Genomic DNA, 14633 nt, shown 5'->3' with positions numbered 1-14633 from the left:
GGGGGGGGGGTATAAATAGATTTCACCTTATGGGAGGTGAACCTTTATTACATCCAAGCCATAATGAATTCTTTAAAATTACTAGAAAATACTTTCCAAAAAGTCAAATTTGGCTTGTGACAAATGGAATCTTGCTAGAATCTAGAGATGATGAATTTTGGCAAACCTGTAAAGATGAAAAAATTCAAATCCACCCTACGAAATATCCAATAAAAATTAATTGGAATTTTATAGAAAATAAATGTAAAGAATATGGAATTCCTTTAATATTTTATAATAATGCAAATATAGAAAAAACATCTTATCAACTCTTATTAGATAGAAACGGCAAACAAGATCCATTTCGTAGTTTTATTAACTGTCATCAAGCTAATTGTTGCATAAGGTTCCATAAAGGTAAATTGTGTACTTGTACAGTTGCTGTAAGTATTGAACATTTTAATAAAAAATTTAATAGCGATTTTCCAATGGATGAAAATAACTATTTAGATATTTATAAAGTAGAGAACTATAGTGAAATCTTACGCTTTTTAGCCCAACCTATACCGTTTTGTAGATACTGCAAAATGGGAGAATGGAAAAGTATTGGTTCCTGGAGAAGATCTAAAAAAATAGAGGCTGAATATACTCAAGAATATAAAGAATGATGCAATTTATACAATCAATCCAAATTTAACTCTAGCAGCGCTCATCACTGATACAAATTTACAAATTTTCATATACTATTTTATTTAAAGTAGTTTAACGATAATAAAAAAATAAACAAAATATAAATATTAAACTAATATAATCATATTATCAAAATATATATGATAATGATTTTACAAATATGGTTAAGAAAATTGCGAATTTATCAAATTTTATTATTAAAATATACTAAATTTATTGATTTAATGATATGAAAATCAATATCAATATCTATAAATTTAAGTTAAGATTTATCATCATTAATATATAATTTTACCTGTACAAAATAAGAGAAAATCGAGTAAATTTATGGATAAAAATGATCAGATTTCACTTAATAATCTACAGATAAAACCTAATGATTTAGAGCTTTTAAGTGATTATTTTAGCATTATTCATCACACACCTGGTAGAATTAGGCTACGAGCTAGTCTAAAGCTTAAAAACCTAGCCCAACAAAGCAAAATAGAAGCTAAAGAATTAATAGATAAACTAAATCAAATTCCACTAATCAAAGAGATTAAATTTAATAAATTAATTGGCTCTTTAACCTTGCATTATGATAAAGATATGCTTGAGCCAAGTCTATGGGAAGATGCTATAAATGGGCGCAATCTAGATAAAATTGCTATGATAATAAATAAAAATCTAAAGGATATAAAATGAGCATAGATAATCTTTTAAAAGCGTTAGATGATGAGTATAAAGCTTATAGCTTCTACTTTAGCGCTAGTGAATTTGGAGCACCATTTACTAATCTTTTAGAGGCTGAGGCAAATCATATAAATGCTATTATTTTCCATCTAAATGAGCTTGGTGCGCAAATACCGGCAAATCCTTATAGTTTTGCAACCCCTAAAAGCTTTGAAGAAGCAGCTGCTATAGCACTACAAAACGAACAAGCAAATGTAGAACTCTACAATACTCTAGTAACAAACGAGAACGATGCACAAATAATAGATACATTTTACAGACTTCAAGCAGCTAGCTATAATAATCACATCCCATCCTTGCAAAATGCTCTAAATTTAAATCAAAATAACAATCTTTTAGAACAATTAAATCAAGGTAAAACACTAATAAATGAGACTGCTATAATGGTGAATAAATTAAAAGATGGCTCACTAGGCCAGGATGAATTAGAGGGATTTTTAGGTAAATTAAATTACAGCTTAGTTGGAGGTGCGATTATTGGCGCTTTTAGCGTGATTATCGCAAATGAACTACTAAATAAAAATAAGGAGTAAATAATGGCATTACCATTTATCGCTGGAATCGCATTAGGTGCTGGAATTGCATTTGCATTTAGCAAAAGAGATGAGATAGCAAAATCGCTTGGAAACTTAAATTTAGACAAAAAATTCCAAGATGGCATAACTGCTAGCAAAGCTACTATAACAAACATTAAAGAAAAAGTTCAAGCCAAACCAGAAAGAAAAAAACCAGGCCGCAAACCAAAAGCAAAAATAGAAACTCAAGCGACTCCAAACTCTCAAGATGAGTCAAACCTAAAATCAGCTACCAATCTAAATTTAGAAAATAGCAATCCAAGGATTAATCAATGATAAACACAGGTGCACCTCGTTCAGTGAGCGGACATGCAGTTAGTGGAGCAATTTTGGCACTTATGGCAAGCGGTGCATACCAATATGCTAAATTAAAAGATGGTCAAATCACTCAAGATGAAGCTATTAAAACTACAATAAAATCAACACTTGAAGGGGCTGCAATTGGAGCATGTGCTATTGCCGCATCAAACACCATTGGCAATCCAAATAAAAGCACCTCAACTAAAATAGTAGAAGCTGCTACATATATTGCAATTGGCGGAGCCTTTGTCTATGGCGTCCAAAATGCATTTAAACCAAAAGAGTGTAAAATATTAAAAAATCAACAAAAAAGGTTAAATAATGATAAATAATAATCCTTATATTAAAAATGTAAATTCAAGCTCAAATCAGTCAAATTTAAATTTTCAAAATACACAAAGTAATCAAAATACTCAAAATGGATTTTTAGATGGTATTTTTGGCGCTGGAAATAGTGGCGATTTCTTAAAAGGAGCATTAATTGGCGCAGCTGCTACATATATTTTAACAAATGAAAATGCTCAAAGAGCAATTTTTAAGGGATTTGCTAAAATTTCAACACTATTTGAATGCGGCTTAGAAGAGCTAAAAGAGCGTTACGAAGATGCAAAAGCTGAAGCTAGCGAGTAAGATATGCCTATAAAACTTCTGCACAAAACCAAATCTAGAGCTAGATTTGGCTATGAAGGTAGTGTAGATCCGCTCTTGCTTAGAGTTGCTATAGACTCTTTGCCAAATGTGATAGATGTACGCATAAATGGGATAATCAAAAGTATAATTATAAGCTATGAAGGCTCATTAGATCAAATTCAAAATCAAATTTCAGATATTTTAAAATCTAATGAAATCAAAAGCCAAAGCAAGAGCAAAAAAGATAGCTACATCGCACTAAGAAGCGAAATCCCAAGCTCATCTGAAGTGGTACGTGCTGCTAGTGCTTTAGCTATAGCTCCATTTCTTAGAAGTCCAGGGCTTAGTCTTAGTTTTAGCCTTTTAGCCTCCTTTCCATTGCTAAAAAGCGGATTAAAAGAGACATTTAGCGAAGGCATCACATCTCGTAGCCTTGAAGCTGCAGCCGTAGCAATTTCACTATATTTAAAAGACTATAAGGCAGCAAATTCAACCAATTTTATGCTGACTTTGGGTGAATATATAGAAGAGCTTACAATGTATAAAAGCGATGATCTTATCAAAGAACTAGCTAAGCAAAAAGGCGGTATGGCGTGGGTTGAGAGTATAACTGATAGCAAAGTAACACTGCGTCAAATTCCAAGTGATAATATACAAATTGGCGATATTGTAGTAGTAGGTGCTGGCGATACTATATATATAGATGGTCACATCATCGATGGAGAAGCTTTAATAAATCAAATTTCAATGACAGGAGAAGCTACTCCAGCTAGTAAAAGTAGAGGCGATAGAGTGCTAAGTGGTACAATAGTTCAAGAAGGTAAGATTAAAATATGGGCTGAAGCTGTAGGCGATCACACTGCTACTAATCGCATAAAATCATATATCCAATCTACATTAGACGAGCGTTCAAACCAAGAATTAACTGCTTCAAAAATGGCTGACTCTTTAGTGCCAATTACTCTTAGTCTTGCTGGACTAAGCTATGCTATGACTGGCGAACTAGTGCGTGCTGCTAGCGTGCTTCAAGCTGATTATTCTTGTGCTTTAAAACTCACTACTCCAGTAGCATTTAAATCAGCTATATCAAGTGCTGCTAAAGAGGGAATTATCGTAAAGGGTGCTAAAAGTTTAGAGAGTCTTCAGCTAAGTGAAATCTTTGTCTTTGATAAAACTGGAACGCTAACAAATGGCGATCTAGAAGTATTAAAAGTGCACTCATTTCATCAAGAATGGGATGCTAATCAAGTATTAAATTTAGCAGCAAGCATTGAAGAACACTACTTTCATCCAGTAGCACAAGCCGTAGTAAGAGCAGCTAAAGAGAATAATTTTGACCATTTTCATCATGATGAGGTAACATTTATAGTAGCTCATGGTGTAAAAAGTGAAGTAGGTAAAAAAAGTGTAGTAATTGGCTCAAGACATTTCTTAGAAGATGATGAGTGTATAAGCTTTCAAGAGCACTCTAAAGAGATAGATGAAATATTAAAAAATGGAGATACGCCTTTATTTATCGGATTTGATGGTAAACTATTAGGAGTTATACTGCTTAAAGATACTATTAGACCAAATTCCAAAGAGGCTCTAAAAAGACTTAAAAAAAGCGGTGTAAAAGAATTTATAATGCTTACTGGAGATAGTAAAAGTAAGGCAAAAGCCATTGCTAAAGAGCTTGGTATAACAAATTATTATGCAGAGCTGCTACCGACTGACAAAGCTAAAATTCTAGATGAGATTATACTAAAAGCAGCCAAACATGGTCAAAAAGTTGCTTTTGTAGGTGATGGAATAAATGATGCTCCAGCACTAGTGCGAGCCGATATAGGTATTGGAATGCACAAAGGTGCTGACATAGCCAAAGCTAGCGCAGATGTAGTATTGCTAAGAGATGATATTGAGGCTGTAGCAGATGCTAGAGAGCTGGCTATATCTTGTCTATCAAAGGTTAATAATAGCTTTAAAGTCACAGTGGGGGTAAATTCACTCATATTGATACTAGCAAGTTTAGGCAAACTCTCACCTATACAAACCGCCATAGCGCATAACGGTACAACAATAGCTTTATTGCTTAACGCACTTAGGCGAATTCGTATCAAGAGGGATGGATAATGCCAATTTTAATTGCTATAGGAGTGATTGGTAGCCTAGTATTGAGCGTGCAAACTAATCTAAGAGCATATAAAAAAATCAAAAATAGGAAAAGAAATGAACGCAGTAAAAGAGCTTAAAAAACCAAAAATTAGCCTAGATACTAAAAGAGAAATAGCAAAGATTGGTATGAGTAGTAGCCTGCTTTTAACCGCTAGTACGGCACTATTTATGAAAAATAAAACCGCCAAAGCTGTACATATTGTAAGCGGTGTAGCGCTAGTAGGATTTTGCCTATATCACGCATCGCTTTATCCTAAAGGGAAATAAAATTATCACTAAGTATGAAAGTGTAGTAATATAAAAATTATAACTATGCTTTCATCGTACATATAAAAATAGCATTATCTTATATTGCCGCTTTGCTTAAACTCAAAAATTAATCTGGCGGCTTATAACCCCTATCTTTATCACGCTTTTTCATTAGATCCTTTTTACGATTTTCTAAATTTATAGCATCATTTAATGCATCTTCACTATCAAATTTAGTACCATCTAAAAATTTTGAATAATCATCAAATTGTCTAGTTTTTACTCCCCACAAAAGCCCAAAAAGCGCAGCAGCACCAAGCAAAGTAGAGATCCCTAGCATTATAGCTATTACACCACTCATTTTTATCCTTTTAATTTGATTTTTGTAGAGTTTAATACCACTATAATGGAACTAAGCGACATCGATATTGCCGCAAATAGCGGGATAATAAACCCAGCCATAGCTAGTGGAATAGTAAGGGCATTATATATTAAAGTAAAGCCTAAATTTTGCTTAATAGTTTTAAATGTCAATCTTGAAAGATTAAGTGCTTTTACAAGTGAGCTTAAATTATCATCTAGCAGTACTACATCGCTTCTTTCAACGCTAATTTGCGCTCCACTACCCATACAAATACCCACACTAGCCATACTTAGCGCAACCACATCATTAACCCCATCTCCTACCATAACTACTGGAGTTTTTGCGTTTAATTCCTTAATTATTTGCGATTTTTGCAATGGATCTTTACTAGCATAAAACTCGCTAATTCCTAATCTTTTAGCTATCTTGCTAGCAGTAATTTCATTATCTCCAGTTAGCATCACAACTTTATATCCACTATTTTGTAAAGACCTAATCACATCTGCAGATTCATCCCTTAATTCATCTTCAAGTTCAAATTTAGCCACAACCTCGCCATCTATAGCAAAATAATAATTAAGCCCATTATCCTCAAACTCCCCAAATCCTAACTTACTCATAAATCGCGAACTACCACCATAAATAGTTAAATCGCCATATTTTGCACTCATTCCTAGACCGCTATAGCTTGTTATATCGCTCAAATTTAGCTGTTTATTAATACTAAAATCCCTAATAGCCACACTTACTGGATGAGTAGAAGCAAGAGCTAAAGAGTATAATAAAGATGAATTATACTCTTTTAGTTTTATTGCTTTAATTACACTTAGTTTTGATTTTGATAAAGTACCAGTCTTATCAAAAACTACACAATCACACTTTGCTAAACTCTCAATTACCTTAGCCTCTTTAAAGATTATTCCACCACGCATTGCGCTACCTAAAGCTATTAAAGTAGCTACTGGAGTAGCAAGACTTAAAGCACACGGACAAGCGATGATAATCACACTAATAGCTACTATAATTGCTACACTAATCTCTCCAGAATTAAATAGCCATACCCCAAATGTCCCAAGTCCTAAAAGCAAAATCACTAAAGAGAATTTGGCCGAAATTTGATTAGCTAAAAGCTCTATTTTTGGTTTTTTAAAGCTTGCTTTATTTAAAAGATCTATAATCTTACTAAGAACTGAACTTTTAAAAAGCTCAGTTGCTTCATACTCTATACTTCCATCTATGCACATAGCCCCGCTTATAATCTTCTTACCAGGACCAATCAACACTGGCAAGCTCTCTCCAGTAATGCTACTTAAATCAAAGCTACCAGCCCCACTAACTACACTACCATCAATCATTACACGCTCACCGCTACGCACTTTGATGATATCTCCTAATTTTACATCATTGACATCTTTTAACTCAAATTTATCATTAGATTTTACATAAATTTGATTTACCAAAAGAGAGCCAAGCAGATCAAGAGTATCTATTGATTTTTTCTTGCTAATAACCTCAAGAAATTTACCAACAAATACAAAAGTAATAATCATCGCTACAGAGTCAAAATATACCTCGCCATTTCTACTAAGCATCGCATAAACTGAGTAAAAATAGGCTATACTTGCTCCAGCAGCAATACTTAAATCCATATTGGCTTGGCGATTTTTAATAGCATAATATGCCCCTTTAAAAAACTCACTACCAGTATAAAAAAGTACCGGCGAGGCCAAAATAAACTCTGCAAAATGTAAGATATCTTTTATATCCTTACTCATTCCACTAAAGTATCCGCCATATAAGGCTACAGCCACCCACATAATATTCATCGTACAAAATATCCCTACAAGCATCTTAGCATAAAACTCTCTACGCTTTTGACTTGCTCTTGCATCGGCTTTTTGTGGATCATATGGGATTGGAGTATAGCCAATAGAGCTGATTTTATGCAAAATTTGATCTAATGTGATAATGCTATCATCCCATTTTATATGCGCTTTTTGACTGGCTGAATTTAGCGATACTTCTATAATTCCATCGCTTGAGATTAATACTTTTTCATTTAACCATACACAAGCCGAGCAATGAATTCCTTCTATAATCAGATAAATTTCACAAAATCCATCGCTATTTTTGACATAATTTTTATAAAATGTCTCAGTATCAATTTTAGTTAAATTTGGTGCTTTAAAATGTTTTTGATTGCCTAATTTATCGTAGAATTCAGATAGATTATGAGAATTTAAAAATCCATATACATTCATACATCCATTACAGCAAAACTCATGTCCGCTATCATCTTTTATAGCAACACTTTGATCAAACTCGCCCTTACAGTGCAAACAGATAAAATTTCCCATACTAGCCCTAAATTTTTATAAGATTTTATAATAAATTTACTTACATATCGCTCATAAACTCAAATTTAGCCTACAAAATCCATCTAATTTTTAAGCAAATTTAGGCTAAAATTAACCCTATACTTCCAAAAAGGGCAAAAATGCGTGGATATAAGATTTTTTCTGGGACAGCAAATGTAGAGTTTTCAAAAATGGTGGCTAAATATCTTGGAATTCCGCTTAGCGAAGCTAGTATAAAGAGATTTAGCGATGGAGAGATTAGCGTACAAATAGGCGAAAGTGTGCGGGGTAAAGATGTCTTTATCATTCAGCCAACCTGTGCTCCAGCCAATATAAACCTAATGGAGCTACTAATCCTAACTGATGCTCTAAAACGCTCAAGTGCAAGCTCTATAACAGCAGTGGTGCCATACTTTGGCTATGCTAGACAAGATAGAAAAGCTGCCCCAAGAGTACCAATTACAGCTAAATTAGTAGCAAATATGATGCAAACCGCCGGCATAGATAGAGTAGTTACTATGGATCTTCACGCTGGGCAAATTCAAGGATTTTTTGATATTCCAGTAGATAATCTTTATGGAACTATTGTATTTTTAGACTATGTAAAGAGTAAAAATCTTAAAAATCCTATTGTGGCAAGTCCTGATGTAGGCGGCGTAGCTCGTGCTAGAAGCCTAGCTAAAAGCTTAAATCTAGATATGGTAATAGTAGATAAACGCCGTGAAAAGGCCAATGAAAGCGAAGTTATGAATATCATAGGCGATGTAAATGGCAAGGATGTAATCCTAATCGATGATATGATCGATACAGCAGGCACAATAGTCAAAGCCGCTGAAGTATTTAAGAAAAATGGCGCCACAAGCGTAATGGCCTTTTGTACTCATCCGGTTTTAAGCGGGCCTGCGTATGATAGGATAAATAGCGGAGTCTTAGATGAGCTAGTCACGACTGATACCATCCCACTCAAAGAGCAAAGCCCATATATTAAGGTTTTAACCACAGCGCCACTATTTGGCGAGGTAATCCGCAGAGTATATCATGATGAAAGCGTAAATAGCCTATTTTCGTAAAAGATTATGGATTTTAATGCAAAAGTCTATCTTTTATCATCTAATTAAATAAAATAGTTTTACTCATTATGATTTAAAATGTATTAGCCTTAAATAAAATATTCAAGGCTAATACATAAAGTATAAGTTAAATAAATCAATACAACCCAGAACCACTAGAGAGTTCCCAAAGTGGCATAAAAATTCCAAGCCCCAAAAGTAGTACTGCCCCAGCTATTGCTATTAGTAAAACTGGCTCTAAACTCCCATTTAACCCATCGATAAGCGTGTCATATTTTTGCTTATAAAACTTTGATACATGAGCAAACATCTCATCAATTACTCCACTTGTTTGTCCAGCCTTTATAATCTGGATAGCTATTTTATCATATAAATGAGCACCTTCAAAAGCCTTGCTAAGCGTCTGCCCGCTATGGATATCCATTGCTACAAAAGCGATTTTACTGCTTATATAACTATTTTCTACAACACCATTTGCGATATTTATAGCCTTATCAATTGACATTCCAGCACTTATCAATCGTGATAAAATCAGACTAAATTTAGTCAATGAACCATATAAAATCAACCCCTTAAGCAATGGAATTTTAAGCAAAAAATTATCAAATTTTATCCTAAATTTAGAGTTAAATCTATAAAAATACCAAATCAAAAATCCAATAAAAATTATCCCAAATAATGCCAAAAATCCATAACTAGCAATAAAACTCTCAAGCCCTAAAAGTATTCTAGTAGCCAGCGGAAGCTCTCCGCCTATAGATGCAAATACTCCAGCAAATGATGGTACTACCATCACAATTAATAGATTAAACGCTATTATCAAAGAGAGTAAAACTATCATAGGATAACGAAGCGCTCTTTTAAATTTTGCCTTATTTTCTGCCATCTCATTGAGCATATCACTAAGCATAAAAAGTGCCTCAGGCAACCGTCCGCTATTTTGTCCCAGAGCAAACATCGCTACGCTAACTGCTCCTAGTTCACTTTTAAACCCGCTAAGAGCTTGCTCAAGACTCAGGCCAGAGTGTAAATCTGAGCTAATATCATCTAAAATTTTCCTAAGTATAGGGTTATGACACCCTTGCGCCACGCTAGAAAAAGCCTCAAGAACACTTACTCCAGCCTCCATTAAGGTTCCAATCTGCCTAATATAAATAGCTAAAACTCCGCTATCAATCCGCCTAAATTTTACTACAAACCCAACTTTACTCTCCTCACTAATAGCAATAATCTCGCCGCTTGAAGATAAAATCTCTTTAGCATTTTCTAAATTTGATGCAGTAATAGTACGAGTTATTGTAGCATTATTGGTAATAATTTTAGCATTATATCGTTTCATTGTCTTAACTAATTAAATCAGGCTTAATATCTCTTCAAGACTAGTAACTCCACTATCTACTAGCTCCATAGCGCTTACTTCCATAGGGATAAAACCTTCACGCTTAGCCTCTGCTAGAATAATCCCACTAGACTCGCCACGAGCCATAAGCGAAGCTAAATTCGCACTAATTTCTAAAACCTCACTAATGACAACTCTACCACTATATCCAGTTCCTACACAGTTAGGGCAACCATGAGCCTTATATCGTCCATCCTCAACCATCTCTTTGCAATACAAGCAAAGCTTTCTAGCCAAACGCTGTGCCATAATCGCTATAATAGCACCACTAATAAGATAACGCTCCAACCCCATATCCATCATTCTATCTATAGCACTAATAGCATTATTAGTATGTAATGTACTAAGTACCAAATGGCCAGTAAGAGCTGCGCCCACAGCTGTACGCAAACTTTGATAATCCCTAATCTCACCTATCATTATAATATCTGGATCTTGTCGAAGCGCTGAACGCAACGCCTCTTCAAAACTAATTGCGCTTCTATGCCCAACAGCAACTTGCTGAAGATAGCTCATTTGATACTCTACTGGCTCTTCTATGGTAATAATCTTTTTAGTTGGCCCTTTTAGCTCATTAAGTGCTGAGTAAATAGTAGTAGTTTTACCGCTTCCTGTTGGGCCAGTAACTAAAATCATTCCATAGTTTTTATAAATCGCACGCTTTAAAGTGCTAAAATTCAACTCATTTAATCCTAAATTTTGCAAATTTACAATCATCTTATGACTATCAAGAATCCTAAGCACTACACTTTGCCCATCAATAATAGGCAAAACTGAAATTCTAAAATCAATACTTCTGCCATTTATATCATATGAAAATCTACCATCTTGTGCTTTTTTATGTTCAGCAATATCTAAATTTGCAAGCAGCTTTAACCTACCAATTAACCCAGCGTATATATCACTATCAAATTCAAATAACTCACATAAAACCCCATCAATACGCACTCTAATCACACAACCAAAACTAGTTGGCTCAATGTGAATATCGCTAGAGTTTAGATCTATAGCACTATTTAGCACCCTATCAATAAGCCGTAAAACTGCGCTATCATCATTAGATCCTTTGGAATTGATTTGCACTTTTACCTGTGAAATTATGGCATTTAAACCATAATGAAGCGGAAGTTTAGCAAGTATTCTATCTAGCTTAGCTGGTTGGATGATTAGAGGTTTTATGATTTTATCTTTATAGATATTGCGAAGCCTTAAAAGTGCACTTGTATTAAATGGATTTTTCATAGCAACACTAATGATATTAGCCTCAAATTTAATAGGTAAAATCTCAAATTTAACCATTATATCTAATGGCAAACTATCAGCCAAAGTGTAATCTACCACACTTATATCAGCTATCTCATAGCCAAATTGTTCACTTACAAGCTCACAAATCTCATCTTCGCTTATAGCTAGCTCTTTAGCTGCAGCAGATAGAGTTATGCTAGAGTTTTGCAGCTTTTTTAACATCTCGTTCATAGCGTTCTCTTTAGTTTGAGCTTATTTAGTGTTATTGGCTCGTTAGTTAAAAATAAAATTATAAATTTAAGGTTTGATTATATCGATATATACTTTAAACAAATTTAAATTTAGACAACTTTTATTAGGATATTTGTTATGTTTCATTTTTAAAATAATACATATCCTAATCAAAATACAATACAAATATTTAATACTACAAGCTAATAAAAGAATATCTGCTATTATATAAGGCTATGCCTAAGCCCAGTTGAATTTATCATTTGTTTTAAGCCTTATAGTAATCTCTCGAAAAATGCAAAAACTATTGTAACATAATCTAAAATCTCTATAAGCTCAATCGTCTCTTTTAAAATTTCCATCAATACTCCTTAAACCTAATATATTTAAATATGGAAATTTTTTGATTACTCCATCTTAAATTAGCCCTTTAGGGCCTTTATCCTAAACAAAAAGCATAAGATGTTATTAAATATTGTGTTAAAAAGAATTTAAAATAAAATTATATGGGTAATGTTATTTTTATTAAAAACTATTCATTATAACGATAAATTATTCCATAAATTAGATCAAATAATTTGTAATTTTATATATTCTAGATATCGTTTTAAATTTGACTTTTGACTACGACTCAATGCAATGAAGCTATCATTTAATGTAATTTTTTTAGCATAATTTAACGGTTGAAGCGTACTAAGTGAGAGCATAATCCCGCCACTTTGATGCAATAAAAAATCACCCGCAGCCGTATCCCAAATATGCGAACCATAAAATCTTATAAAAACTCCAACTTCTTGGCTTGCTAGTTTGCTAAATTTAATCGCTGAACCAAGCGTAGCTAAATTTAAATTAAACTCTTTAGCAAAATTTTCAATCTGCGTCATATCAGCTGAACGACCGCTAATTAAAATATTTGAACTATCTAAATTTAAAGTATTATTTACTAGATTTAGACTTTGTAAATTTTCCTTATATTCCCCTATTTTCTCAAAATTTCTAAATACTGGCGCACCTGCAAAGCTACTATAAATCTCTTTGCTAAGTGGAATATATATAACTCCTAAAATAGGCCTAGAATGCCAAATTAAAGCTATACAAACGCAGAACTCTCCATTTCTAGCAATAAATTCCTTTGTTCCATCAAGCGGATCAACAAGCCAAAAAAGCGCATCTTCATTTCGCATATGAAAAGGCAAAATACTCTCTTCAGAACATATAGGAATTTGTGTCGATTGCAAGTGGGTAAATATCGCTTGATTTGCTACTAAATCAGCAGTAGTTAAGGGTGAGCTATCACTTTTTAAAGATAGCTCAAATTTATCATAAACAGCTAAAATAGCCTCTCCTGCAGCCAAAGCTGCAGAGATGGCAATGTCGTGAAGCTTACTCAGGTTGAGATGCTGGTCCAACATATAGCTGTCTTGGGCGAACAATTTTGATATTGTCTTGAGATTTTAGCTCCATCCATTGGCTAAGCCATCCTGGAACTCTACCCATTACAAATATAGCCGCAAACATCTCATTTGGAATTCCTAAAGCTTTTAAGATTACGCCACTATGGAAATCCACATTTGGATATAGATTTCTAGATACGAAATACTCATCATTTAGAGCTATCTCTTCGATTCTAGTAGCGACTTTAATTAGATTGCTATCTATACCGATTTCATCGATTAGTTTATCTCTTAATCCTTTTAAGACTTTGGCTCTTGGGTCAAAGTTTTTATAAACTCTATGCCCAAAGCCCATTAGGCGGAATGAATCGTTTTTGTCTTTTGCTTTTTTGATGAATTCATCAACTCTATCTGGAGTTCCGATCATCTCAAGCTGTCTTATAACGCCCTCATTAGCACCGCCATGAGCATGACCCCAAAGTGCGCCAATACCAGCGCTTATGCATGAGTATGGATGAGCGTGAGTAGAGCCAACTGTCCTAACAGTCGTAGTGGAGGCATTTTGCTCGTGGTCAGCATGAAGCATTAAGATCGTATCAAAGGCTTTAACTTCGATTGGTTTTAGATCTACTCTATTGTGTGGGAATGCTCTTAACATATATAAGAAATTCTCTGTAAATCCACGATCAAGATCTGGATATACAGTTGGGAAGCCACGAACATGACGATAATAAAATGCTATCATAGTAGGGATTTTAGCTACCATTCTTTTAGCTAATTCCATATAATCTTTCATATCATCAAAGTTCATATCTCTTTTATAGTAAGCACTCATAGTAGCTACACTTGCTTGTAAAACCGCCATCGGATGAGCCTTATCAGGGAAACAATCAAATAGTTTTATCATCTTTTCATTTAGATAGCTTCTCTCTTTTAGCTCTTGGCGAAATGCGTCTAGCTCCTCTTGGCTTGGGAGTTTGCTATTAAATAATAGATATACCAAATCTAAATATCTTTTATTTTCAGCAAGCCACGCTATATCATAGCCTCTATGCATCAAAGTCCCAGCCTCACCATCGATATATGTGATAGCTGAACGACACATTGCGGTGCTAGTATAGCCCCTATCAAATGTAAACATACCAGTATCTTTGTATAGATTAGATATATCTATAACGCTAGGCCCTAAAGTACCATCAAGAATAGGAAATTCATAACTTTTTCCATTTCTATTGTCAGTTAATGTTACTGTGTTGCTCATTTT

The 14633-nt window shown here is 33.9% G+C and carries 14 protein-coding genes and 1 pseudogene; 9 read left to right on the top strand and 6 right to left on the bottom strand.

Going from position 1 to position 14633, the window contains the following annotated elements:
* The 8 genes and pseudogenes from CIGNP109_RS06770 to CIGNP109_RS06735 form a co-directional block, all read left to right on the top strand.
* A pseudogene (locus tag CIGNP109_RS06770) lies at positions 1–647 on the top strand (radical SAM protein); the annotation flags it as partial.
* Between the two features lie 349 nt (positions 648–996).
* Positions 997–1353, top strand: coding sequence for an HMA2 domain-containing protein (locus CIGNP109_RS06765; protein WP_086228695.1), 357 nt, complete (start codon positions 997–999; stop codon positions 1351–1353).
* Positions 1350–1934, top strand: coding sequence for a hypothetical protein (locus CIGNP109_RS06760; protein ID WP_086228694.1), 585 nt, complete (start codon positions 1350–1352; stop codon positions 1932–1934). The genes CIGNP109_RS06765 and CIGNP109_RS06760 overlap by 4 nt, the downstream gene beginning before the upstream one ends.
* 3 nt (positions 1935–1937) lie before the next feature.
* Positions 1938–2252 (top strand): hypothetical protein, encoded by a 315-nt coding sequence (locus tag CIGNP109_RS06755; protein ID WP_086228693.1) that lies wholly within the window; start codon positions 1938–1940, stop codon positions 2250–2252.
* Positions 2249–2608, top strand: a complete 360-nt coding sequence (locus tag CIGNP109_RS06750) for a hypothetical protein (protein WP_086225588.1) — start codon at positions 2249–2251, stop codon at positions 2606–2608. The genes CIGNP109_RS06755 and CIGNP109_RS06750 overlap by 4 nt, the downstream gene beginning before the upstream one ends.
* Positions 2598–2906, top strand: a complete 309-nt coding sequence (locus CIGNP109_RS06745) for a YtxH domain-containing protein (RefSeq protein WP_236845884.1) — start codon at positions 2598–2600, stop codon at positions 2904–2906. Before CIGNP109_RS06750 ends, CIGNP109_RS06745 begins: the two co-directional genes overlap by 11 nt.
* A 3-nt stretch (positions 2907–2909) precedes the next feature.
* Positions 2910–5018: a heavy metal translocating P-type ATPase gene (locus CIGNP109_RS06740; protein WP_086228692.1), complete on the top strand. Its 2109-nt coding sequence runs from the start codon at positions 2910–2912 to the stop codon at positions 5016–5018.
* Positions 5019–5114: 96 nt separating this feature from the next.
* On the top strand, positions 5115–5327 hold the full coding sequence (locus tag CIGNP109_RS06735) for a hypothetical protein (RefSeq protein ID WP_086228691.1): 213 nt from the start codon (positions 5115–5117) through the stop codon (positions 5325–5327).
* A 109-nt stretch (positions 5328–5436) separates the two neighbouring features.
* Here the strand turns inward: CIGNP109_RS06735 and ccoS are convergent, their stop codons facing one another.
* Complete coding sequence (ccoS, locus tag CIGNP109_RS06730) at positions 5437–5670, bottom strand: cbb3-type cytochrome oxidase assembly protein CcoS (RefSeq protein WP_086228690.1); 234 nt, start codon at positions 5668–5670, stop codon at positions 5437–5439.
* A gap of 2 nt (positions 5671–5672) precedes the next feature.
* Positions 5673–8030: a heavy metal translocating P-type ATPase gene (locus CIGNP109_RS06725; protein WP_086228689.1), complete on the bottom strand. Its 2358-nt coding sequence runs from the start codon at positions 8028–8030 to the stop codon at positions 5673–5675.
* 140 nt (positions 8031–8170) lie between these two features.
* On the opposite strand from CIGNP109_RS06725, the gene CIGNP109_RS06720 reads away from it, so the two are divergent.
* The gene (locus tag CIGNP109_RS06720; RefSeq protein WP_086226873.1) at positions 8171–9100 is read left to right on the top strand and encodes a ribose-phosphate pyrophosphokinase; all 930 of its coding nucleotides are present in this window, start codon (positions 8171–8173) and stop codon (positions 9098–9100) included.
* Positions 9101–9236: 136 nt separating this feature from the next.
* Here CIGNP109_RS06720 and CIGNP109_RS06715 read toward each other — a convergent pair whose 3' ends face one another.
* The 4 genes from CIGNP109_RS06715 to CIGNP109_RS06700 form a co-directional block, all read right to left on the bottom strand.
* A complete protein-coding gene (locus tag CIGNP109_RS06715) occupies positions 9237–10439 on the bottom strand; it encodes a type II secretion system F family protein (RefSeq protein ID WP_086228688.1) in 1203 nt (400 codons plus the stop codon).
* Positions 10440–10451: 12 nt separating this feature from the next.
* Positions 10452–11975 carry a GspE/PulE family protein gene (locus CIGNP109_RS06710; RefSeq protein ID WP_086228687.1) on the bottom strand — a complete coding sequence of 508 codons (1524 nt, stop codon included), beginning with the start codon at positions 11973–11975 and terminating at the stop codon, positions 10452–10454.
* 569 nt (positions 11976–12544) lie between these two features.
* A complete protein-coding gene (locus tag CIGNP109_RS06705) occupies positions 12545–13384 on the bottom strand; it encodes a 3'(2'),5'-bisphosphate nucleotidase CysQ family protein (protein ID WP_236847569.1) in 840 nt (279 codons plus the stop codon).
* Positions 13359–14630: a citrate synthase gene (locus CIGNP109_RS06700; RefSeq protein ID WP_086228686.1), complete on the bottom strand. Its 1272-nt coding sequence runs from the start codon at positions 14628–14630 to the stop codon at positions 13359–13361. The genes CIGNP109_RS06705 and CIGNP109_RS06700 overlap by 26 nt, the downstream gene beginning before the upstream one ends.
* Positions 14631–14633 lie beyond the last annotated feature (3 nt).

Origin of the sequence: Campylobacter sp. P0109 (genome assembly GCF_002138755.1) — a bacterium.
Lineage (GTDB): Bacteria > Campylobacterota > Campylobacteria > Campylobacterales > Campylobacteraceae > Campylobacter > Campylobacter devanensis.
The sequence above is the reverse complement of the archived record's forward strand: the minus strand, read 5'-3'. Positions and strand labels throughout refer to the sequence as shown.